This is a genomic window from Mycobacteroides sp. LB1 (assembly GCF_013449725.1).
Lineage (GTDB): Bacteria > Actinomycetota > Actinomycetes > Mycobacteriales > Mycobacteriaceae > Mycobacterium.
Genome location: NZ_JACCFF010000002.1, coordinates 36,116 through 58,676, shown reverse-complemented (window position 1 = coordinate 58,676; position 22,561 = coordinate 36,116). Strand labels below are relative to the sequence as shown.

General features: G+C 64.4%; 20 protein-coding genes. 5 read left to right on the top strand and 15 right to left on the bottom strand.

The genetic code is table 11. The annotated features are described in order from the left end of the window. Positions 1-144: 144 nt before the first annotated feature. From whiA to uvrC, 4 genes are read right to left on the bottom strand one after another with little or no spacing between them, the layout of a single operon-like run. Positions 145-1,122, bottom strand: coding sequence for a DNA-binding protein WhiA (whiA, locus tag MLB1_RS11010; protein WP_180750332.1), 978 nt, complete (start codon positions 1,120-1,122; stop codon positions 145-147). Then, positions 1,119-2,195, bottom strand: coding sequence for a uridine diphosphate-N-acetylglucosamine-binding protein YvcK (gene yvcK, locus MLB1_RS11005; protein WP_180749872.1), 1,077 nt, complete (start codon positions 2,193-2,195; stop codon positions 1,119-1,121). The genes whiA and yvcK overlap by 4 nt, the downstream gene beginning before the upstream one ends. Then, positions 2,192-3,094: an RNase adapter RapZ gene (gene rapZ, locus MLB1_RS11000; protein WP_180749871.1), complete on the bottom strand. Its 903-nt coding sequence runs from the start codon at positions 3,092-3,094 to the stop codon at positions 2,192-2,194. Before rapZ ends, yvcK begins: the two co-directional genes overlap by 4 nt. Beyond that, a complete protein-coding gene (gene uvrC / locus MLB1_RS10995) occupies positions 3,066-5,183 on the bottom strand; it encodes an excinuclease ABC subunit UvrC (protein WP_180749870.1) in 2,118 nt (705 codons plus the stop codon). Before uvrC ends, rapZ begins: the two co-directional genes overlap by 29 nt. 201 nt (positions 5,184-5,384) lie before the next feature. Here uvrC and MLB1_RS10990 point away from each other — a divergent pair, with 201 nt between their 5' ends. The 3 genes from MLB1_RS10990 to MLB1_RS10980 are packed head-to-tail and all read left to right on the top strand — an operon-like array spanning position 5,385 to position 8,313. After that, positions 5,385-5,669, top strand: a complete 285-nt coding sequence (locus tag MLB1_RS10990) for a hypothetical protein (RefSeq protein WP_180750331.1) — start codon at positions 5,385-5,387, stop codon at positions 5,667-5,669. A gap of 18 nt (positions 5,670-5,687) precedes the next feature. Beyond that, on the top strand, positions 5,688-6,326 hold the full coding sequence (locus MLB1_RS10985) for a hypothetical protein (protein ID WP_180749869.1): 639 nt from the start codon (positions 5,688-5,690) through the stop codon (positions 6,324-6,326). 46 nt (positions 6,327-6,372) lie between these two features. Beyond that, positions 6,373-8,313, top strand: coding sequence for a gamma-glutamyltransferase family protein (locus MLB1_RS10980; RefSeq protein ID WP_180750330.1), 1,941 nt, complete (start codon positions 6,373-6,375; stop codon positions 8,311-8,313). A 10-nt stretch (positions 8,314-8,323) separates the two neighbouring features. Here the strand turns inward: MLB1_RS10980 and eutC are convergent, their stop codons facing one another. The 11 genes from eutC to MLB1_RS10925 all read right to left on the bottom strand — a co-directional run bounded on the left by eutC (position 8,324) and on the right by MLB1_RS10925 (position 20,672). Continuing rightward, positions 8,324-9,097: an ethanolamine ammonia-lyase subunit EutC gene (gene eutC / locus MLB1_RS10975; RefSeq protein WP_180749868.1), complete on the bottom strand. Its 774-nt coding sequence runs from the start codon at positions 9,095-9,097 to the stop codon at positions 8,324-8,326. Continuing rightward, positions 9,094-10,509, bottom strand: a complete 1,416-nt coding sequence (locus tag MLB1_RS10970) for an ethanolamine ammonia-lyase subunit EutB (RefSeq protein ID WP_180749867.1) — start codon at positions 10,507-10,509, stop codon at positions 9,094-9,096. The genes eutC and MLB1_RS10970 overlap by 4 nt, the downstream gene beginning before the upstream one ends. Then, positions 10,506-11,933 carry an ethanolamine permease gene (gene eat / locus MLB1_RS10965; protein WP_180749866.1) on the bottom strand — a complete coding sequence of 476 codons (1,428 nt, stop codon included), beginning with the start codon at positions 11,931-11,933 and terminating at the stop codon, positions 10,506-10,508. Before eat ends, MLB1_RS10970 begins: the two co-directional genes overlap by 4 nt. Before the next feature lie 74 nt (positions 11,934-12,007). Next, positions 12,008-13,531 (bottom strand): aldehyde dehydrogenase family protein, encoded by a 1,524-nt coding sequence (locus MLB1_RS10960; RefSeq protein WP_180749865.1) that lies wholly within the window; start codon positions 13,529-13,531, stop codon positions 12,008-12,010. A 104-nt stretch (positions 13,532-13,635) separates the two neighbouring features. Then, the gene (locus MLB1_RS10955; protein ID WP_180749864.1) at positions 13,636-14,928 is read right to left on the bottom strand and encodes a GAF domain-containing protein; all 1,293 of its coding nucleotides are present in this window, start codon (positions 14,926-14,928) and stop codon (positions 13,636-13,638) included. Between the two features lie 111 nt (positions 14,929-15,039). Then, a complete protein-coding gene (gene acs, locus MLB1_RS10950; RefSeq protein WP_371750606.1) occupies positions 15,040-17,025 on the bottom strand; it encodes an acetate--CoA ligase in 1,986 nt (661 codons plus the stop codon). Between the two features lie 162 nt (positions 17,026-17,187). Continuing rightward, positions 17,188-17,646: a PH domain-containing protein gene (locus MLB1_RS10945; RefSeq protein WP_180749862.1), complete on the bottom strand. Its 459-nt coding sequence runs from the start codon at positions 17,644-17,646 to the stop codon at positions 17,188-17,190. 3 nt (positions 17,647-17,649) lie between these two features. After that, a complete protein-coding gene (gene ribH, locus MLB1_RS10940) occupies positions 17,650-18,132 on the bottom strand; it encodes a 6,7-dimethyl-8-ribityllumazine synthase (protein WP_180749861.1) in 483 nt (160 codons plus the stop codon). Further along, on the bottom strand, positions 18,129-19,382 hold the full coding sequence (locus MLB1_RS10935) for a bifunctional 3,4-dihydroxy-2-butanone-4-phosphate synthase/GTP cyclohydrolase II (RefSeq protein ID WP_180749860.1): 1,254 nt from the start codon (positions 19,380-19,382) through the stop codon (positions 18,129-18,131). Before MLB1_RS10935 ends, ribH begins: the two co-directional genes overlap by 4 nt. Before the next feature lie 94 nt (positions 19,383-19,476). Then, complete coding sequence (locus tag MLB1_RS10930; protein WP_180749859.1) at positions 19,477-20,073, bottom strand: riboflavin synthase; 597 nt, start codon at positions 20,071-20,073, stop codon at positions 19,477-19,479. Positions 20,074-20,102: 29 nt separating this feature from the next. Beyond that, the gene (locus MLB1_RS10925) at positions 20,103-20,672 is read right to left on the bottom strand and encodes a hypothetical protein (RefSeq protein ID WP_180749858.1); all 570 of its coding nucleotides are present in this window, start codon (positions 20,670-20,672) and stop codon (positions 20,103-20,105) included. A gap of 449 nt (positions 20,673-21,121) precedes the next feature. Here MLB1_RS10925 and MLB1_RS10920 point away from each other — a divergent pair, with 449 nt between their 5' ends. Both MLB1_RS10920 and MLB1_RS10915 read left to right on the top strand, forming a co-directional pair. Then, positions 21,122-21,799 carry an MspA family porin gene (locus MLB1_RS10920; RefSeq protein WP_180749857.1) on the top strand — a complete coding sequence of 226 codons (678 nt, stop codon included), beginning with the start codon at positions 21,122-21,124 and terminating at the stop codon, positions 21,797-21,799. Positions 21,800-21,861: 62 nt separating this feature from the next. Further along, positions 21,862-22,542 carry an MspA family porin gene (locus MLB1_RS10915; protein WP_180750329.1) on the top strand — a complete coding sequence of 227 codons (681 nt, stop codon included), beginning with the start codon at positions 21,862-21,864 and terminating at the stop codon, positions 22,540-22,542. Positions 22,543-22,561 lie beyond the last annotated feature (19 nt).

The following is a 22,561-nucleotide window of genomic DNA, read 5'->3' as shown; positions in this document are numbered from 1 at the left end:
GGAGGATTGCTGGTGTGGCTCCTCGCCCGAAGAGTCCTCAAGGGACTCTTCGGTTTTCAACTGCTTGGAGATCTCCACCGGCCCAGCGTACGAAAGCACCCCGACAATTCGCCAACAGTTTTAGTCGGCGGCTGCCCTGTCGATCTAGGCCTCTTCGAGCAGCTCCGGGGTGACGGCGGATTCGGTGTCGGGGACACCCTCGGTCTTGGCCTTGCGATCGGCCATCGACAACAGTCGTCGGATACGGCCCGCGACAGCATCTTTAGTCATGACCGGATCCGCGAGGCGGCCCAGCTCCTCGAGCGATGCCTGACGGTGCTCCACACGCAGTTTCCCCGCCGCCGAGAGATGGTCGGGCACCGTGTCACCAAGGATTTCGAGCGCCCGCTCCACGCGGGCCGCGGCTGCGACGGCGGCGCGGGCCGACCTGCGCAGGTTCGCGTCGTCGAAGTTGGCGAGCCGATTGGCCGTTGCCCGCACCTCCCGCCGCATTCGGCGTTCTTCCCAGGTCAGCCGGGTGTCCTGGGCGCCCATCCGGGTGAGCAAGGCGCCGATGGCCTCACCATCGCGCACGACCACACGGTCGCTCCCTCGTACTTCACGAGCCTTGGCACTCACCCCGAGCCGCCGAGCCGCACCCACCAGCGCCAGTGCGGCCTCGGGCCCTGGGCAGCTGACCTCCAGCGCCGAAGACCTTCCGGGTTCCGTCAGCGAGCCGTGCGCCAAGAAAGCGCCCCGCCACGCTGCCTCGGCATCGGCGACACTGCCGCCGACCACCTGCGCGGGCAACCCGCGGACCGGGCGACCGCGCAGGTCGAGCAGTCCGGTCTGCCGGGCGAGGGACTCCCCGTCCTTGGCGACGCGCACCACATATCGGGTTGTCTTGCGGATACCGCCCGCCGACAGCACGTGCACAACGGCGCTGTAGCCGTACAGATCAAAGATGTCTTTGCGCAGGCGCCGCGCGATGCTGCCCTGGTCCACCTCCGCCTCGACGACGACCCGGCCGCTGACGATGTGCAGTCCGCCGGCGAATCGCAGCAGCGACGCGACCTCGGCGCGACGGCTACTGACCTGAGTCACCACTAGGCGGCTCAGTTCGTCCTTGACCTCGGCGGTCATCGCCACGTGGCGTCCCCTCTCTGGCTTCCGTGCTGCGTGTGTCCGCCGCCCGTTGTCAGGCGCGCCGTGGATTCGGCATCTACTGCTGCGGCCGGAGCCGCACTACTCGTCCGTATTCGATCCAAGACCGCCGCCAGTTTCGCGGGGTCATGTAAATGTGTACCAGGACGCGCAACATCAGCGAACTGAACCTGCGCATTGAACAAGGCGGCCGCTCTGGTCAAGTGGTCACGCTCGGTGTTGTCCGCTGACGCGGATTCGACGACGATGTCGTGCACGCCGAACTCGGGAGCGTGCTGCGAGAGTACGTGCAAATGGCGCTCGGCGGAAAAGCCCGCCGTCTCCCCCGGCTCCGAGGCAAGGTTCAAGATCAGGGCCTTGCGGGCTCGTGTCTGCTGCAACGCCGCAAAAAGATCGGGCACCAGGACATGCGGGATAACGCTCGTGAACCACGAACCAGGTCCCAGAACCACCAGGTCGGCGGCCATGATCGCCTCCACGGCCTGCCGGGTGGCGGGTGGATCGCCCGGGTACAGACGCACCCGGCGCACCTTGCCCGGCGTAGTCGCCAGGGCCACCTGTCCACGGATCACCCGGCTCATTCGTGGGTCGGACTCCAGGCCCGATACATCTGCCTCGATCTGCAGGGGAATCGGACACATGGGGAGGACGCGCCCGGTGATGCCGAGCATGCGACCCATCTCGTCGAGCGCGGTGACCGGGTCGGCGAGCATGTCGGTGAGCCCGGCCAGGATCAAGTTGCCAATCGGGTGCCCCGCCAACCCACCGCTGCCTCCCAGCCGGTGCTGAATGGCGGTCGCCCACATGCGGCCGCGCGGGCTGTCGGAGGCGAGCGCCGCCAACGCCATGCGCAGATCACCCGGTGGCACGATCCCGAGCTCGGAGCGGATTCTCCCGGACGATCCGCCATCGTCGGACACCGTGACCACGGCGGTGATGTCGTGGGTGAGCCGTCGCGCTGCCGATAACGTCGCGTACAGACCGTGCCCGCCACCGAGGGCAACGATGCTGGGTTCTCGTCGTGCAAACGGCTGATCGATGCCGGGGTTCATTCGCGCCCCAGGTCCCGGTGCAATACACGTACCGACAGGTCTTCGGAAACAAGGAGCCTCGACAGGGCCTCCGAGACAGCGACACTGCGATGCTTGCCGCCGGTACAGCCGACCGCAATTGTCATGTAGCGCTTTCCCTCTCGCCGGTAACCGTCGATCACGAGGTTCAGCAGCCGATGGTAGGTGTCCAAGAACTCGTCCGCACCGGGTTGGCTCAATACGTATTGGCTGACCGACGGATGCTGCCCGGTATGCGGTCGCAGCTCGTCCACCCAATGCGGGTTTGGCAGGAAACGGACATCGACGACCATATCGGCGTCCATCGGCAGCCCGTATTTGAATCCGAAGGATTCCACGGTAACGCTCAGATGCGCCACCGTCTCGGTGCTGAAGGCACGTTCGATGGCGGCGCGCAGCGCGGGCACAGGTAGCGAGGAGGTGTCGATGACCAGATCGGCCGAGGCCCGCAGGGTTGAGAGCAGCGCGCGTTCGGCGGCTATGCCCTCGGCAAGTGTTTGACCGCCCTGTAGGGGGTGGCTACGCCGGTTCTGTTCGTAGCGACGCACCAGGCTTTCGTCGGATGCCTCCAGGAACAGCACACGCGGGTTGATCCCCCGGGTAGCCAGGTCGGCACGCACCGACTCCAGGTCACCGTTGAAACCCCGGGACCGCACGTCCATCACAACCGCCAGCTGGGTGATGCGTGAACCGGCGGCAAGGCCGAGGTCGACCATGCGGGTGATCAGCTCGGGCGGCAGGTTGTCGGCGACGTACCACCCGAGGTCTTCGAGGACCTTGGCGGTGGTGCCTCGTCCCGCGCCGGATAGGCCCGTGACCAGGACGACGTCGATATCGGCGTTCGCGGTCTCGCTAGGGGGATGGAATGTCATCGACTCCATTTTCGACCATGGCGGGCGCCGGCGCTTCGGTTGCACCAGAAGTTGCACGCGAACTTGTCCTGAAACCGGCACCCGAAGCCGCACCTGTGTTGCCGACGAGTGCTTCACGAACTGCGAGCGCGGTAGCGGCGCCGATACCCGGCACCGTCGTGATCTCCTCAACGCTGGCCTTCTTGAGCTGCGCCACGGAGCCGAAGTGGGAGACGAGGGCCGCACGCCGGGCCTCGCCCAAACCCGGTATGCCGTCGAGTACCGAGGCCGTCATCCGCCTGGACCGCTTGCTGCGGTGGAACGTGATGGCGAACCGATGCGCCTCGTCGCGGACTCGCTGCAGCAGGTACAGCGCCTCACTCGTTCGGGGCAGGATCACCGGATCGGGCTCGCCCGGCACCCACACCTCTTCGAGTCGCTTGGCCAGACCGATCACGGCGACGTCGGTGACACCCAATTCGCTCAGTTCCGCGGCGGCAGCATTGACCTGCGGCGCACCGCCGTCGACCACAAAAAGGTTCGGCGGATAAGCGAATTTGCGTGAACGTCCTTCCGGAGCCGCGAAGCCGGCCACGTCCGACCCCGAAGCCGCGAAGCCGGCGACATCCGACGCAGCGGATATTTCCGCACGATCCTGTTGCTGATCCTGGACATGCCGGGCGAATCGTCTCCGGGTGACCTCCGCGATCGAGGCGACGTCGTCGGAGCGACCTTCGCCCGCAGCCTCTTTGATGCTGTAATGGCGATAGTCGGTCCGACGGGACAGTCCATCCTCGAAGACGACCAGCGAGGCCACCACATCGGTGCCCTGGACGTGGCTGATATCGATGCATTCGATGCGCAGCGGTGCCTGCTCAAGGCCCAGTGCATCCTGAAGCTCCTGCAACGCGGCAGATCTCGTGGTCAGATCGCCCGCACGCTTGAGCTTGTGCTGGGACAGGGCCTCTTTCGCGTTGCGCTCTACCGTCTCCGCGAGCGCCTTTTTGTCGCCGCGCTGCGGGACGCGCAGGCTGACCCGTGAACCCCGAAGACCGGTCAGCCAGGAGGTCATACCCTCGGCATCGCGCGGCAGTACCGGCACCAGGACCTCGCGCGGCACCGGCGCCAGGTCCGTGTTGTCCGTGTCCGTGTCGGCAACGTGGGCGAGATCGGCCTGGTCCCCGTAGAACTGGGTGAGGAACTGTTCGACCAGCCCCTTGAGATCGGAATCACCTGGGTCGCCGGATTTTTCGACGATCCAGCCGCGTTGACCACGAACCCGCCCGCCACGAACATGGAACACCTGTACGGCGGCTTCCAGCTCGTCGTCGGCGAAGGCCACCACATCGGCATCGGTGCCATCGCCGAACACCACGGTCTGGCGCTCCAGAGCACGCTGCAGCGCAGAGATGTTGTCCCGCAGTCGCGCGGCCCGCTCAAAATTGAGTTCCTTGGAAGCATGATTCATTTCACGTTCCATGTCGCGGACCAAGCGATCCGTCTTGCCCGCCAGGAAATCACAGAAATCAAGCACGATCTCGCGGTGCTCTTCGGCGCTCACCCGCCCGACACAGGGCGCCGAACACTTCTCGATGTATCCCAGCAGGCAGGGTCGATCAATCTGCTTGTGCCGCTTGAACACTCCGTTGGAGCAGGTACGCGCCGGGAACACCCGGGTGAGCAGATCGAGGGTCTCCCGGATGGCCCAGGCGTGCGAGTACGGACCGAAGTAACGCACCCCCTTGCGTCGGGGTCCGCGATAGACAAACAGCCGCGGATACTCCTCGTTCAACGTGACGGCCAACACCGGATACGACTTGTCGTCGCGGTAGCGGACATTGAAGCGCGGATCGAACTCCTTTATCCAGTTGTATTCCAGCTGCAGAGCTTCGACCTCGGTGCCCACCACGGTCCACTCGACGCTGCCCGCGGTGGTGACCATCTGCCGGGTGCGCGGATGAAGGCTCGCGATATCAGCGAAATACGAGGTAAGCCGGCTGCGAAGGCTCTTGGCCTTACCGACATAGATGACCCGTCCGTGCGGATCGCGGAATCGATAGACCCCCGGCTCGACGGGTATCGAGCCGGGAGCCGGTCGATAGGTCGAGGGATCGGGCACGTATCAAGGCTAGTCCGGCGGTCCGACGCCCAAGCCCACCGACAGATCGGGAAGCACGATCATTCGGTCCCCGATAGACGGACTTCCCTGGAATCTCAAGGAAGTCGCCTGACGTCGATTTCATGATCCGCTAATCTCAGAGAATCCCATCAACGCCGAGGCTAAGGAGCGACAACGGTGCGTAGATTGCCCACGGGAGTCATTCCCGCACTAGCCGCCGCGGCGGCAGTCCTATCCCTGGCCACCGCGATTCACGCCCTGGCCCGGCCGTCCAACGATGCCGATGCCGTCATCAACAGCCTGCAGTCCAGCGGCTATCGCGTGACCGTGACGCGGCTTGGCTCGGGACATCCCGACAATTGTGTCGTCCAATCCGTCAATCAACAGTCGCCGGTCTCCAATGTCGCCAGTGCCCGCGATATGCGAAACAGGCCAACATCGGTTCCCGTCTCCACCAAGGTCGCCCACGTCACGCTGGCGTGCTAACAGATAAGGACGAGTTGGATGAAAATCAGCGTTAGCGCCCTGGCAGTCGCCCTAGTCGCGATGAGCGGAATCGCGGTGTCTCCTGCGATCGCCGCCGCCGCCGACCCCGATACCCCGGCGCCGACACCAGAATCTGAAACCTCCTCTCGGACAGCGATACTCCCGGTCTTCCCACATGAGGGTATCCGCGTCAGGACCGGGAAACCCGGAGAGCTGCTGACGATCCGGCTGCCCGATCAAACTCCCCTGACGCCCGCAGAATGGGGTCCAGACGGGGAGGCGACCTACCGATCGGCGGACACCGACTACACCGTGACGCCTCTTGTCGACGGTGGCGAGTACTTCACCATCGTCAAGAAGAATCCGTCCGACTCGTTCGATTACGACCTGCACCTGGGACTCCCCGCGGGCACGCACTGGGTGCGCCATAACACCACCCTGCTGATCGAATCCGATGGCGCCGGACCGGATCAGCCGGCCCTGCTGATCGGAATGTTCGCATCACCCAAGGTGACCACCGGCAAGGGCGCCGAGATTCCGTTGACCGTCAAGATCGATCCCGAAGGCGAGGTGGAGTTCTCCGCCCAGAGCCCCGAGCTCGTCAACACGCCCGTCGAAATCGGATTCTCTTACCACCCGGTGGATACCGCCCCCTAGCCGCTAACGTCATGGAACTGTGAGGACTCCGACGGGACCATTGGCCTTGCCGCTAGCCCGACCAATAGCACTAGCCGCTGTCGCGCTTCTCGCCGTCGCTGGCTGCTCGACCGATCATGCGACGCGGCCGGGCACCGGATTAGAGCCGTGCAGCATCGTCACCAATGGCACCCCCGTGACGAAAACCGCTGTCGCCGGCACCACGACGGCGCGCAATATCTCCACCAATCCCGAGGTGGCCACCGGTTATCGCCAGGGCATGTCAGCGGTCCGCACCGCGAGCTACGCCGTCGCGACCGCCAACCCGCTGGCCACCCAGGCCGCCTGCCGGGTGTTGCGTGACGGCGGATCGGCCGCCGACGCTCTGATCTCCGCGCAAGCGGTGCTCGGGCTGGTCGAACCGCAATCCTCCGGTATCGGCGGCGGCGGGTTCCTCGTCTACTACGACGCCGCAACGGGCGCTGTCGAGGCATTCGACGGCCGAGAGGTCGCACCCGCCGCGGCCACGGAGAACTATCTACGTTGGATCGACGATGCCAACAGGGCCGAACCCGCACCCGACGCACGATCATCTGGCCGTTCGATCGGCGTGCCCGGAATTCTCCGAATGCTCCACGACGCGCATGCCGAACACGGCACCGTGCCCTGGCGCGACTTGTTCACTCCGGCAGTTCAGTTGGCCGATGAGGGTTTCGAGATCAGTCCACGACTTGCGGCCGCGATCACCGATTCCGCGACCAGCCTTGCCGTCGACCAGGAAGCCGGAACGTACTTTCTCAATTCCGACGGATCGGCGAAATCCGCCGGGACAAAGCTCACCAATCCCGCCTATGCGAAAACCCTTGGCGCCATTGCCACCGACGGACCGGATGCCCTGTACCGGGGTGCGATTGCCGAGGACATCGTCGCCGCGGCAGCGGACACCTCCGCGGGACGCACCCCGAGCCTGATGACGACCGCAGACTTGGCCGGGTATACGGCCAAGAAGCGTGAATCTCTCTGCACCACGTACCGCGACCACCAGATCTGTGGAATGCCGGCGCCCTCTTCGGGCGGTATCGCCGTCGCCGCCACCTTGGGCATCCTGCAGAACTTTCCAATGGCCTCGTACCGACCCACCGATATCGATCTCGACGGCGGAAAGCCGACCGTCGACGGCGTCCACTACATCGCCGAGGCCGAGCGGCTGGCCTACGCGGACCGCGACAAGTACGTCGCCGATACCGATTTTGTTGCACTGCCCGGGAATTCACCAGACGCGCTGCTCAACCCGACCTATTTGGCGGGACGCGCCAAGCTGATCTCCGGCGAGAAGACCATGGGCACAGCGAAGCCCGGTGAATTCGATATCCCGCTGTCCGAAGCAGTCTCCACTCCAGAGCACGGCACCAGCCAGATCACCGTCGTCGATGCACGTGGTAACGCGGCATCGCTCACCACCACAGTCGAATCCGCCTTCGGCTCCTTCCACATGGTCGATGGCTTCATCCTCAACAACCAGCTCACCGATTTCTCGGCCGAGCCGGTGGGTAAGGACGGGCTTCCGATTGCCAACCGCCTGCAACCAGGCAAACGGCCGCGCAGTTCCATGGCCCCTACCCTGGTCTTCGAACGCGCAGAGTCCGGCAAGCGTGGTGCGCTGCTGTTGGCACTCGGATCACCGGGTGGTGCGGTGATCATCCAATTCGTCGCGAAAACCCTGGTTGGCATCCTGGATTGGGGACTCGACCCGCAGCAGGCGGTATCGATGGTGGATTTCGGCGCCAACAACTCCACCAAGACCAATGTCGGCGGTGAGCACCCCGGAGTCGACGCCCGCGACAACGGCGCCGACGATCCACTGGTCCAGGGGCTGCGCACGCGCGGCCATGCCGTTGACGTCTCCGATCAGTCCAGTGGCCTGTCGGCGCTGGTGCGGCGGGGGCCCGGATGGATCGGCGGCGCGGATCCGCGCCGCGAGGGCCTCGTCATGGGCGACACCGGCTAGGAAACCGAAGTCAGCCCAGCTCTCTCTGGCCGGCATCGTCGATCGCGTAGGCGCGCGAGGTGTCCTTGAGCGACACGCCGGAACGGCCTAACCGATGCGCGCCGCTGACCAGGCTCGCCGCGATGTGCGCGGCCTCCCGGTAACTGAGCCCGTCGGGCGGGTGGATGTTGGAGATGCAATTGCGGTCGGCGTCGGTGCACCCCGTACGCGGCAGATGCGTGAGGTAGATACCGAGACTATCGACGACACTGAGTCCGGGCCGCTCGCCGATGATCACAATCAGCGTGCGGTACCTCCCCTGCGCGGCGATGTGGTCGCCCAGCGCTACCCGGGCCTGCGTAGCGATCACCGGAGCAGCCAGGGTGTATGAGTCGGCGAGCTGCGAAACGAGTTCGCGCACGAGCGGGACAGCATGACGCATGAGGGCCGTAGGCGACAGACCATCGGCGAGCACGAATCCGATATCTGGCGCACCGCGCGGCACCGCAGACAAATCGGAGGGCAACCTGCCGAGGTCAGGTCTGCGCAAATACTCTTCGCGAGAGCTCACTTGGCTGGTAACCACCGTGGGCGTCCCCAGCCCGACCCGGCCGACTTCGGCGGCCAAACGCTCCGCGTCCAGGGGCACATGCACAGCATCACGGGCCGCCGCGTGGGCAGCCGCCAAGTCCAGGACGTCCCGAGTGTGCAGCCCATTGCCGGCCCGGTCCAAACCGATCCGGGCTTGGGTGTTCAACCGCAGTTCTTTCCAAAACTTCTGGCGGGCAACATCACCGGTCGTCATTGGGTGCCCGACGTGGTCAGTGCACGCAACGGCGAGCTCGCCACGTCGAAAGGTGTGAGACGGCCGCCCTCGTCGATCATTCCGATATCGTGCAGCCACTGCTCGAACTCTGGTGCCGGACGCAGGCCCAGCGTCCGGCGCGCCTGCAGGACATCGTGAAACGACAGACTCTGATAGCCGAGCATGACATCGTCGGCACCGGGGACGGTGATGACAAACGCCACTCCCGCGGCGGCAAGCAGGATCAGCAATGCATCCATATCGTTCTGGTCGGCCTCGGCGTGGTTGGTGTAGCAGACGTCGACACCCATCGGCAGGCCGAGCAGCTTGCCGCAGAAGTGGTCCTCCAATCCAGCGCGGATGATCTGTTTGCCGTCGTAAAGGTATTCCGGCCCAATGAATCCGACGACGGTGTTAACCAAGAACGGCTCTAGGTCGCGGGCCACGGCGTAGGCGCGGGCCTCTAGTGTCTGCTGGTCCACTGGTTTACCGCCGGTACCCATATGGGCGTGGGAGCTCAACGCCGACCCCTGCCCCGTTTCGAGATACATGACGTTGTCACCGACGGTCCCCCGGCGCAGCGACCTGGTCGCATCGCGGCCTTCACGCAGCAGCGCAATGTTCACTCCGAATGCAGAATTGGCGCCCTCGGTGCCGGCGATCGATTGGAACGTCAAGTCGACCGGCGCTCCCCGTTCGATCAATCCGATCGTCGTGGTGATGTGCGAGAGAACGCACGACTGGGTTGGGATGTCGTAGCGCGATCTGATGGAGTCGAGCAGGTAGAGCAGATCCGATGTGGCGTGCGGTGAATCGGTCGCCGGGTTGATACCGATGACTGCGTCACCGCAACCAAGAAGCAGCCCGTCAAGCACGGCCGCAGCGACTCCGCGGGGGTCGTCGGTGGGGTGATTCGGCTGCAGGCGGGTGGCCAGCGTGCCCTTGCCGCCGACGGTGGTGCGGAAGGCGGCGGTCACCTGGATGGCGGCCCCGACCGCTATCAGATCTTGATTGCGCATGATCTTGCTAACCGCTGCCGCCATCTCAGGGGTTATCCCTGCGGTCACGGCGGCGATCCGCTGGGCACCGTCATCGTGGGAAGCTCTCTCCAACAACCAGTCCCGAAAACCGCCGACGGTCAGATGTGAGATGGCAGCGTAGGCCTGGCGGTCGTGGCCGTCGATGATCAGCCTGGTGACCTCGTCGGTTTCATAGGGCACCACCGTCTCGTTGAGAAAAGTACCGAGTGGCAGGTCCGCGAGAACCCATGCCGCAGCTGCCCGTTCGGCATCGGAGTCCGCCGCGCACCCGGCAAGTTGGTCACCTGAACGCAGCGGAGTGGCCTTGGCCATCACGTCCACGAGCCCGTCGAAGGTGTAGTTCACCCCAGCGACCTGCTGCCGGTATTTCACGTGAGCTCGCTCTCTGCCTCCGCGAGCATCGCGAACTCCTCATCTGGCGAATTCGCCACCAAACGATGGCGGCTATAGAGCGCGAAGTACACCATGAAGGCCGTGAACACGGCGAGGCACAGGCCCGCGGCCACCGGATTGACCAGGAATGTCGCGATAACGGCCAGCACCGCGATGAACAGGGCGAAGCCGGTGGTGACGATGCCACCCGGCGTGCGGTAGGGCCGCGGCATATTCGGTTCGCGCACCCGCAGCACGATGTGGCTGACCATCATCAGTACATAACTCAGGGCAGCACCGAAAACCGCCATGTTCAACAACAGATCGCCGTGCCCGGTCAGCGACAGCGCGAATCCGATGATGCCGGGGACGATCAGCGCCAGCGTCGGCGCTTTCCGGGAGTTGGTTACCGACAGAATCGTCGGGAGATAGCCCGCGCGGGAGAGCGCGAACAGCTGTCGTGAGTATGCGTAGATGATTGAGAAGAAGCTCGCGATGAGCCCGGCCAACCCGATGTAGTTGACCAACTTGGCGGCGGTGCCGTGACCGAGCGCCTCGACGAGTGGATTGCCTGAATCCGAAATCTGTTCCGCACCACCGGCTCCAGTGGTCAGAACCAGCGCCGCCGCACAGGTCACCAGCAGCACGCCGATCGCCGCGATGATCCCGCGCGGCACATTGCGTTCCGGGTTGGCGGTCTCCTCGGCGGCCAGCGGAACGCCCTCGACGGCGAGAAAGAACCAGATCGCGAACGGAATGGCGGCCCAGATGCCCAGGTAGCCATGCGGCAGGATGCTGGAAGCCCCGGCCGCACTTTCGTCCACCGCGATATTGGTCAGGTTGTGGATGTCGAAATGGCCTGCCGCGGCGACCGCGAAGATCAGCAGGCCCACCAGGGCAATCGTGGTGATGGCGAACATCACCTTGAGCGCCTCACCGACACCGGACAGGTGAATCCCGATGAACAGGGCGTAGGCGGCCAGGTAGACCCACCATCCGTTGGTGATGCCGAACAGCCCGAGCGACTGTACGTACGCGCCGATGAAGGTGGCGATGGCGGCCGGGGCGATCGAGTATTCGATGAGAATCGCGGTGCCCGTTGCAAATCCGCCCCACGGGCCAAGCGCGCGGCGCGCGAAGGTGTAGCCGCCGCCCGCTGTCGGGAGCGCCGAAGACAGCTCCGCCATACCCAGTACCAGCGCCAAGTACATGCCGGCGATCACCACGGTGGCGATCGCCAGCCCGCCGAACCCGCCTTGGCCGAGGCCGAAGTTCCAGCCCGAATAGTCGCCGGACACCACATAACTCACCCCGAGGCCGGCCAGCAGCAGCCAGCCCGCACTCCCCGATCTGAGTTGGCGCTTGCGCAGATAGTCCGCGCTCTCCCGATGCTCCTCGACTATGCCGTGCTTGGTGGTCGCCATATCGTTTCCTTGCTCTCTGCAGTTCAATTCAGTGGGGTGACTTCACTTTCGGGGTGATGCCGAGATGGCAATGGTCAGAAGAATCCCTGGGCCTTGGAGCTGTAGGACACCAGCAGGTTCTTGGTCTGCTGGTAGTGGTCGAGCATCATCTTGTGGTTCTCGCGGCCGATGCCTGATCGCTTGTAGCCGCCGAAGGCGGCGTGCGCGGGGTACTGGTGGTAGCAGTTGGTCCACACGCGGCCCGCCTTGATATCTCGCCCGGCGCGGTAGGCGATATTGCCGTTGCGGCTCCACACTCCCGCACCCAGCCCGTACGGGGTGTCGTTGGCGATGGCGATCGCGTCGTCGTAATCGGCGAAGGAGGTCACGGCCAGCACCGGCCCGAAGATCTCCTCCTGGAAGATCCGCATCGAGTTGGTCCCGGCGAAGACCGTCGGTGTGACGTAGTAGCCGCCCGACAGGTCGCCGCCGAGTTCGGCACGCTCGCCGCCGGTAACCAGCCGTGCCCCTTCGGATTTGCCGATCTCGATATAGGACAGGATCTTCTCGAGCTGCTCATGGGAGGCCTGCGCCCCCATCATTGTCTCGGTGTCCAGCGGGTCGCCCTGGCGGATGGCCTTGGTGCGGATGGCGGCCAGCTCCAGGAACTCGTCGAAGATATCGGCCTGTATCACGCTGCGCGAAGGACAGGTGCAGACCTCGCCCTGGTTGAACGCGAACATCGTGAACCCTTCCAGGGCCTTGTCCTGGAAATCGTCACCGGCGGCCATCACATCGGAGAAGAAGAGGTTGGGGCTCTTACCGCCGAGCTCCAGTGTCACCGGGATCAGGTTCTGGCTGGCGTACTGCATGATCAAACGGCCCGTGCTGGTTTCTCCGGTGAACGCGATCTTGGCGATCCGGCTGCTGGATGCCAGCGGCTTGCCCGCCTCCACCCCGAACCCGTTGACGATGTTCACCACACCCGGCGGCAGGAGATCGCCGATGAGCGAGAACAGGTACAGGATCGACGCCGGGGTTTGTTCGGCGGGCTTGAGTACCACCGTGTTTCCTGCGGCGATCGCCGGGGCGAGTTTCCAACTTGCCATCAACAGCGGAAAGTTCCACGGGATGATCTGTCCGATGACACCGAGGGGCTCGTGAAAGTGGTAGGCGACGGTGTCCTCGTCTATTTGCGATAGTGAACCCTCTTGCGCCCGAAGGACACCGGCGAAGTACCGGAAGTGATCGACGGCAAGCGGGATGTCGGCGTTGAGGGTTTCGCGGATGGGCTTGCCGTTGTCCCATGACTCGGCGACGGCGATGGACTCCAGGTTGGACTCCATCCGGTCGGCAATCCTGTTGAGGATCAGTGCCCGATCGGCCGGTGAGGTCTTGGCCCAGCCGGTCGCCGCGGCGTGTGCGGCATCAAGCGCCTTCTCGACATCGGCTTCATCGGAGCGGGGTATCTCGCAGAACACCTGCCCCGTCACCGGGGTGCGGTTCTCGAAGTATCGCCCCTGGGCCGGGGGAACCCATTGCCCACCAATGAAATTCTCGTAGCGGGACGCAAAGGTCATCAGCGATCCCTCTGCACCCGGGCGGGCATAAACAGTCACGGCGGTCTCCTGCCTTCAAGACAACAAATGTGTCGGTGATCACTGAAGGTAGGTTTTGGCCCGTTGCAGCACGGTTGCAACTTTTCGTCCGGAGGCGGCAGTGCTCAGGCGAGATCGGAATCCAGCGCAATGAGGTGGCCGCGGGCTTCCGACCGGATTATCGCGCCCGCACCGTGATGATCGTGCAGTGCCTGCCACCCCTCGCGGTCATCGCGCGCCTCCGGCAGGTCGAGCCAGCGGCGCAGCAAGTGCAGCTCGCCGTCGGCAAGCACGGCGCCACGAAGGCTCGTGCTCAGCTCCAGGCGCAGTCGCGCAATGGCTGGCGCCGCGGAACGCGGTAACAACTGGCCCGAATAGGAGTCCATTGCCCTGGCGATATCACCGGCTCGCAGTGCGGCGAAGGCATCACCCATATCGCTTCCGACATGTTCGAGCAGCCGGTAGGGCCGGGACACGATCAACTCGTCTCCCACGATGCGGCGCAGTCTCGACATTTCCGCGCGGATGGTGACGACGTCCAGATCGTTTTCGTCGAGCAGCATCGCGAGATGATCGGCGCTCAGACCCTCGGGGTGGCGGAGCAACAGTGCCATGATCTCGGCGTGGCGACCGGATAGCCGGTATGCGCGCGTCCCGTGCTCCCCGTCGCCGGTATACAGAATCGGACGGTCAGCGCCGAGCAAGGTCAACCGCGGTTCGGTACCGCGCTCCGGGCGGACCTGCCGCGGGTAGTTCAGGGCGATGAAATGCTCGACGGCAACCGCCGTTGCACGCACCAACGCCAGCGTCTGTGCGGAGGCAACGGCCGAACCGCCCGTCAGGTCGATACTTCCCAGGGGTGTGCCGGTCAGTGGGTCATGTATGGGGACTGCGGTGCACGACCACGGCCGGACGAGCCTGCAGAAGTGCTCGCTGCCGCGGATCTGTACCTCGCGATCCAGCGCGAGGGCAGTACCCGGGGCATTCGTGCCTACCGCCCGTTCGCTCCAGTCGGCACCTGGCACGAAGTTCATCGTGGCCGCCTTGCGGCCGGCTCCGGCGTCACCCTCCACCCAGAGCAGTGCGCCGTCCGCAGCGGTAACCCCCACAAGCACACCCGAATCGGTCGCGTGGTCCACGAGCAGGCGACGGATAACGGGCAGCGCACCGGCGAGTGGATGGCTGCTGCGCAGTTCGGACAGGCAGGTCGCGGCGGCCGCTTCACCCGGCCCGCGGTCGGGATCTACCCCGGTGGCCAGGCTTCGCTGCCAGCTCTCGGTCACGAGACGCGGCAGAGGTATCGACGCAAGATACGAACCGTCTACTTGACCCGCCACGAAGAGGTCGTGCGCGTTACGTACGGACGCCAGCGATGCGCGGGCAGCCGCGCGGCGCGCTGTAGTTCTCGTAGTCGCCACGGTCTCCAAGCTCTCTGCCCTGGCCATTTTCGCAGGCACGGTCGATATTGACACGATACTTGGACATCGACGCCCGGAATGGAAACTGGGTGAGATCGCTGGCCAACCGGGTCACGACGGGCACGCCTGCGCGCGGATTGCATCGAACACGGCCGGGTCGACCAACGCCGTGGTGTCACCAGGATCGCGGCCCTCGGCGATATCCCTGAGCAACCTGCGCATGATCTTGCCGCTACGGGTTTTCGGCAATTCGGGGACCACATACAGATCCCGCGGCCGGGCAATCGGTGATATCTCGCGGGCCACCTCGGCGCGCAATTCGCCGATCACGTCTGCTCTCGGCATGCCGTCGTGCTGAGAATTCAGGATGACGAACGCGCAGATGGCTTGGCCGGATTGGTCATCGGCGACACCTACGACAGCCGCCTCGGCGACTCCGGCGTGCCCCACCAGCGCGGACTCAACTTCCGCCGTCGAGATCCGGTGCCCGGACACGTTCATGACATCGTCTATGCGGCCCAGCAGCCAGATCTCCCCGTCACTGCCGTACCGTGCGCCGTCACCCGCGAAGTACCAACCCTGCTCGGCGAATCGTGACCAGTAGGTCTGTACGAACCGGTCCGGATCACCCCAGATGCCGCGGGCCATCGCCGGCCACGGCTGATCAAGGACCAGATATCCGGTGCCCTGCTCGGACTCACCGGAATCGGCGGACAGCCTGTTCCCGTCGTCATCAACGATGATCGCCGAGATGCCCGGCAATGGCCGCATCGCCGAGCCAGGCTTACATGAGGTGACACCGGGCAGCGGTGAGATCATCGCCGCACCGGTCTCGGTCTGCCACCATGTGTCTACGACCGGCGTGACGTCATTGCCCAATACCGTCCGATACCAACGCCACGCCTCCGGGTTGATGGGCTCCCCCACCGAACCGAGCAACCGCAGGCTCGACAGGTCATGCGCACCCGGGATCTGCCGCCCCCACTTCATGAAGGTGCGAATCAATGTCGGTGCCGTGTAATAGATTGTGACACCGTACTTCTCGATGATCTGGAAGTGTCGGCGCTCGTCGGGCCAAGCGGGTGTCCCCTCGTACACCACCTGGGTGGCGCCGTTGGCCAGCGGACCGTAGACGATATAGGTGTGGCCCGTGATCCACCCGATATCGGCAGTGCACCAGTAGATATCGGTATCCGGCTTGATATCGAAGATGGCGCTGTACGTGAAGGCCGCCTGCGTCAGGTATCCACCGCTGCTGTGCACGATGCCTTTTGGCTGCCCCGTCGTGCCCGAGGTATACAGCAGGAAGAGCGGCTGCTCGGCGTCGAAGGCTTCCGGACGGTGCTCGGCGGAAGCGCGCCCGACGGTCTCGTGCCACCACGAGTCGCGAGTGCCGTTCCAGGCCACGTCGACACCTGTGCGGCGGACAACCAGAACGCGTGCGACGCCCGGCTGGTCGACGATCGCCGCGTCGACGGCATCCTTGAGCGGCGCAGCCTTGCCACGCCGGTACTGACCATCGGCCGTGATGACGATCTTGGCCCCGGCATCGGCGATCCGGGCTCGTAACGCGGATGCGGTAAACCCGGCGAAGACGACCGAGTGCATGACACCGAGCCGCGCGCACGCCAGCATCGCAACTATCGCTTCGGGGACCATGGGCATGTAGATCACCACACGGTCGCCGGCAACGGCCCCCAGCGCGGTGAGGGCATTGGCCGCGCGGCATACCTCGTCCTTCAGCTCGGCATACGTGATGGCACGCGCATCGCCGGCGGGCTCACCCACCCAGTGGATCGCGACCCGGCCGCCATTGCCGGCTTCGACATGTCGGTCGACACAGTTGTAGGCCACGTTCAGGGTGCCACCAGTAAACCAACGCGCGAACGGCGCGCCGGACCAGTCGAGCACCTCGGTGAATTTGGTTTGCCAGGAAAGCCTTTCGGCTTGGCCGGCCCAGAACTCCAGTCTGTCGGACTCTGCCTGGCGATAGAGCTCCTCGGTCGCATTGGCCCGCGCGGTGAACAGTGGCGCCGGCGGATAGTGAATGGCACCCGGGGAGGTATCTGCATGAGGAATAGAGGTTTGCGCGGGCACCGGTTCTCCTTGAGTGTCGCCTCGTTGACAGCACCCGGCAGGAATCGCCATGGCGGCGGCCCGCGGATTATGTCGTTGGTGGCGGCACGTTATCGCCACAAAGGTTGCATCAAGGCTGCACATCACGGTCGCGATGGCCCAGCCGGAGGCCCGCCGTGCCGATTAGGCCGTTGCTTGGTCCGCGTACTTGCCCAACACTGCCCTGAGTGCGTCCATCGCGTCGACGGCCCGCTGCTTGTCGACCGTCTGGATCGCCATCAGTGGCTCATACTCGTAGTCCTCCAGATCCAGCCGCGCCCATTGCGCACCCGAAGGAAACGACACTCCCACCACCTCGGACCACGGAATGAGTTTGGGGCCAAGCACATTGCGCACCTCGATACCTGCCGCACCCGCGCGCACCCGCGGGCGGGCGAACATCAGGACGACGCACGCGATGACAATGCCGACCAGGGCAATACCAATCTGATCCGAGGTCTTGAATATCACCCCGCTGTTGGGCGAGATTTTGAGCAGCACACCCACCGCGATATGCGCGACGGCGATGACGAAGGCGGCCGCGTATACGAAGTACGGCGATAAGTGAGGTTTCAGGACGATGTCCCAGTCAGAGTCGGCCATGCATCACGTCCAGGGTTGACGGAGCCGACGCAGCGTCAGCGCGGTGTCCAGCGCCGCCGCCGCCGCCTGGGCACCCTTGTCTTCGGCAGACCCTGGCAGTCCGGCGCGGTCGAGGGCCTGCTGCTCGTTGTTCACGGTCAGCACCCCGTTGGCCACCGGCGTGCTGGTATCTAGAGAAACGCGGGTCAGCCCGGTGGTCACCGCATCGCAGACATAGGTGAAATGCGGCGTCTGCCCCTGGATTACCACTCCCAGCGCGACGACGGCGTCATGGGTGCGTGCCAGCGCCTGCGCCACCACCGGTATCTCGATGGCACCAAGTACCCGGACCACGGTCGGACGATCGATTCCCGCCTCGGTGGCGACGCGCTGCGCACCCTCCAGCAGTGCGGTACAGATCTGGTCATGCCATGTACTGGCCACGATCGCCAGACTGACACCCGATGCGTCACCGACCTTCAGTGACGGGATTCCATCGCCGCTCACGCGCCATCGGCCTCGGGATGATCATCGAGATCGGCCAGATCGTGCCCCATCCGGTCCCGCTTGGTGCGCAGATAGCGGATGTTCTCCGAGTTGGCGCGCACCGGGAGCGCTACCCGCTCGATGATGTGCAGCCCGTAGCCGTCCAACCCGACGCGCTTGGCGGGGTTATTGGTCAGCAGCCGCATGGACTTAACGCCCAGGTCAACCAAAATCTGTGCGCCCAAACCGTAGTCGCGCGCGTCGGCCGGCAGACCGAGCTTCAGGTTGGCGTCCACGGTGTCCTCGCCGGCGTCCTGCAGCTGATAGGCCTGCAGCTTGTGCATCAACCCGATGCCCCGCCCCTCGTGACCACGCATGTACAGCACGATGCCACGGCCCTCCTTGGCCACCATCTCCATCGCGGCATCCAGCTGCGGACCGCAATCGCAACGGCGCGAACCGAATACGTCGCCGGTCAGACACTCGGAGTGCACACGCACCAGCACATCGTTGCCGCCGTCTTCGGAGCCGGAGATATCCCCGAGCACCAGCGCCACGTGCTCCACATCGTCATAGATGCTCGTATAACCCACTGCACGGAACTCGCCGTGCTGGGTGGGGATACGCGCCTCGGCGATCCGCTCCACATGCTTCTCGTGCTTGCGCCGCCACTCGATCAGGTCAGCGATCGACACCAGTGCCAGGTTGTGTTCGTCGGCGAAGACCCGCAACTCCTCGGTCTGCGCCATGGCGCCCTCGTCCTTCTGGCTGACGATCTCGCAGATCACCGCGGCGGGTCGCAGTCCCGCCAGCTTGGCCAGGTCGACCGATGCTTCGGTGTGGCCGGGACGCCGCAGCACCCCACCTTCCTTGGCGCGCAACGGAACAACGTGCCCGGGCTTGGTGAAGTCGTCTGGGACAGTCGTGCCGTCCGCCAGCAACCGCATGGTCGCCGCGCGATCCGACGCCGAAATCCCGGTTCCAATACCGTTTTTCGCATCGACGGTGACCGTGTATGCAGTGCCGTGCTTGTCCTGATTCACCGCGTACTGGGGTAACAGCCCGAGGCGGTCGCAGTCCTCCCCGGCCAGCGGCACGCAGAGGTATCCCGACGTGTACCGCACCATGAAAGCCACCAATTCAGGGGTGGCCTTCTCCGCAGCGAATATCAGATCGCCTTCGTTCTCCCGATCCTCATCGTCGACAACGACGATGGCCTTACCGGCGGCGATATCGGCGACAGCGCGTTCGATGCTGTCCAACCTGGTCATGGGGACCACTCTCGTTAGGGGCGTGTGGGCAACTCAATTATGAACCACCGGGAATTCAATGATTCGAGCGCTGCTCACCCAGCGGAATCAGAAGCTAAGAACGGTGCTCGAGCAGGCGTTCGACGTACTTGGCGATGACATCCACCTCGAGATTGATCGTCGTCCCCACCGTCGCCGATCCGAGCGTCGTCAGTCCCAGTGTGGTGGGAATCAGCGACACCTCGAACCAGTCCTGGCCCAATCCCGATACCGTCAGCGACACCCCGTCCACGGTGATCGAGCCCTTTTCAACGACATATCTGGCCACCGATCCCGGCAGTGATATGCGCACCACCTCCCAGTTCTCGGACGGTGTGCGGGACAGCACCTCCCCGGTGCCATCTACATGTCCTTGCACGATGTGTCCGCCGAGACGACTGTTGACCGCCGCCGCGCGTTCCAGGTTGACCCTGGTGCCCGTCACGATCTTGTCCAGACTCGATCGCGAGAGTGTTTCTCCCATCACATCCGTGGTGAAAACCCCACCTGGTCGCACATCGACCACCGTCAGGCAGACGCCGTTGACGGCGATCGAATCGCCGTGTTTCGCATCCGATACGACCAGGGGGCCGAGCACGGTGAGACGGGCAGCGTCGCCTAGATCTTCCCTGCCCAGAATCTCGCCGAGCTCCTCAACGATTCCGGTGAACATGGAACAAGAGTAGGACTATCTACGCGGACCTAGGCGTGCGTACCCGCCTGGGCACAGGCCATCTGGGCCTTCTCCGCGTCGGCGTTGAGGTCATTGGCCTTCCCGTTCACACCATCGACCGGGGCCCGGACTCCCATGAGGATCATCAGCTTGTTCGCGTTCGTCGCCCAGGAGCGGATCGGATCGGCGATCGCCGGGTCCAGATCCGGCGTGTTGGCGGCCTCATTCGCGAATTCGGCCGCCTCCCGCAGCGCGCTCCGGCCCGTTCCATTGCTGGACGACACGTAGGCGTCGCTGTAGTTGCCTTCCATACCCGCCAGGTTGTTGGCGAAGTCGGAGTAGTTCGTGGACGCGTAGTCGAGCGCCGTCGCGAACTTCGCGCACGCCTCAATGGCCGCCGGGGTGGCGCCATCCGAGGTCGGCGCGGGTGCGGATACTACGGCGGGGCCGGGCGCCTGAACGGTCTGCTGAACCGCCGGCTGTTCCACTTGATCTTGGCCATCTGGCTCGGCGTATGCCACGGGAAGTGTTGCCAACCCCATGCCGATCGCCAGCAGCGACGGCACCGCCGCCTTCCGACAGAGATGTAATGGCCTCATCGATTCCTCTCCAGATTCTCTGGTGCTGTTCGGCCGTGACCGTACCGGTAATTCCATACGGCGTCGCGTTGTGACAGCACCAATACCTGATAGTGAGTTGCGGAATTGTCACGAGTCTGAACGACCGTTGAACAACTGGTATACGAAGCGAATTCGACTGACCGTTGAAAAGTGTGCTGGATACCCCTACCCGGTAGGCCAAGACCGTCTTGACGACGCGGTAACGACATGAGTGGTTTTCGTCACAATCACCGAGGCAGGAGGCATTTCATGATTCAAATCAGCGCGGTTGGAACGGTGTGTACCGACGTACGAAATGGATAGACATTGGGCGATAACTGTTGTCCGTCCATTCACCCTTTGGAAACACAGCACCCCCAACATTCGTCGGGACAGCTTCCTCACAGAAGTCACGGACATCACCAACAATTGAGAGGCGCTACCGCACCATGCTGAAAAGTCTTATCACTCTGACTGCAGTCTGCGCGCTTACTGCTTCGGCGCCCCTCGCCCTAGCAGAACCCGGTGATGATCCGGCCCCAGTCCAGCCGGTGGCCGACGCACCGCCGCCCCCTCCCGTCGACACTGGCGCGATGCCATCGGCAGAGCCGGGTACCTTGCCCACTCCGGACGGCTGGATCCTCGCCGTCGCTGCTAAGGACGAAAGCCTGCTGCCGGTCGCCCCGCTGACCACCGCGCTGTCCTCACGCGAGTACATCGTCGGTGGCACGTTCATCGGTGGGGTGAAGGGTTCGGGTAAGACCAAGCTGGCCGGTGGAACGCTGGAGGCCGGGTACCAGATCGGCTGCGGTATCACCGGTGGTCCCGTGGAGCTCATGGGCGGCGTCGGCATCTCCCCCTCGCTCAGCATGGCGGGCGTCCCCACCGCCAGCGCCAGCGTCATCGGCCAGATCAAGGTCGGCCTGAAGCCCGGTACCGTGACCATCGTTCCGGTCAACAAGAAGACCTTCGAGGGCACCACCTCGCGCACCACCATCACCGGTTTCCGTATCAAGATCGACGGCTGCGTCGGTCAGTCCTTCATCCGGTCATACGCAACCTTCACCAGCTCAACGGAAAACACCGATGACGTGGTCACCTACATGGGTATCACCAAGGCCGTCTGACGTCGATGCCCCACGCGCTTACAGCCACCCCAATGCCAAAGACCACGAGAGGCCTCACTCCCATGTTCAAGAGTCTCGTCACCCTGACCGCCGCGTGCGCACTCGCCGCATCGGCGCCGCTCGCTCTGGCGGACCCAGACGACCCACCACCCGTGCAGCCCGTGGCAGACGCCCCGCCGCCCGCAGACGGCCCGCCGCCCGACAACGGCGTTGTGGGCTCCGAGGACCCGGGCACCGTTAAGACCCCCGACGGCTGGGTACTCAGCGTGGGCGCCAAGGATGAGACCCAGCTGCCCATCCCGCCGCTGACCACCGCCGCCTCGTCCCGCGAATACCTCGCCGGTGGCACGTTCACCGGCTCGGCGAAGGGCGGCAGCAGCAAGCTGTCCGGTGGAACCCTAGAAGCCGGCTACCAGATTGGTTGCGGCATCAGCCTGAACACCGTCAAGCTGAATGGCTCGATCAGTCTTACTGCCGGCCTCGGCACCGCAGGTCTCACCAGCGTCGGTATGCCCATCCAGGGCCAGATCGAGGTGCACCCCCAGCCCGGTGAGGTCATCAACGTCTCGGTCGACAAGAAGAAGTACAAGGGCAGCGAAGCGCGTATCACCCTCAAGGACGTGCACATCAAGATCGACGGTTGCATCGGACAGTCGTTCCTGCGTTCGTACGCCGTGCTGACCAGCTCGTCGAAGGACAACGACGATATCGTCGCCTACTACGGCGTCACGAAGACCGTCTAGCTAGACCGTCCGAACCGCA

Coding starts and splice junctions, on each gene's coding strand:
- MLB1_RS10920 (WP_180749857.1), top strand. CDS start 21,122: ATGCTGAAAAGTCTTATCACTCTGACTGCAGTCTGCGCGCTTACTGCT.
- MLB1_RS10945 (WP_180749862.1), bottom strand. CDS start 17,646: ATGGCCGACTCTGACTGGGACATCGTCCTGAAACCTCACTTATCGCCG.
- eat (WP_180749866.1), bottom strand. CDS start 11,933: ATGGCGACCACCAAGCACGGCATAGTCGAGGAGCATCGGGAGAGCGCG.
- eutC (WP_180749868.1), bottom strand. CDS start 9,097: ATGACGACCGGTGATGTTGCCCGCCAGAAGTTTTGGAAAGAACTGCGG.
- MLB1_RS10930 (WP_180749859.1), bottom strand. CDS start 20,073: ATGTTCACCGGAATCGTTGAGGAGCTCGGCGAGATTCTGGGCAGGGAA.
- rapZ (WP_180749871.1), bottom strand. CDS start 3,094: ATGGAGTCGATGACATTCCATCCCCCTAGCGAGACCGCGAACGCCGAT.
- MLB1_RS10925 (WP_180749858.1), bottom strand. CDS start 20,672: ATGAGGCCATTACATCTCTGTCGGAAGGCGGCGGTGCCGTCGCTGCTG.
- MLB1_RS10935 (WP_180749860.1), bottom strand. CDS start 19,382: ATGACCAGGTTGGACAGCATCGAACGCGCTGTCGCCGATATCGCCGCC.
- MLB1_RS10915 (WP_180750329.1), top strand. CDS start 21,862: ATGTTCAAGAGTCTCGTCACCCTGACCGCCGCGTGCGCACTCGCCGCA.
- MLB1_RS10985 (WP_180749869.1), top strand. CDS start 5,688: ATGAAAATCAGCGTTAGCGCCCTGGCAGTCGCCCTAGTCGCGATGAGC.
- whiA (WP_180750332.1), bottom strand. CDS start 1,122: ATGACCGCCGAGGTCAAGGACGAACTGAGCCGCCTAGTGGTGACTCAG.
- yvcK (WP_180749872.1), bottom strand. CDS start 2,195: ATGAACCCCGGCATCGATCAGCCGTTTGCACGACGAGAACCCAGCATC.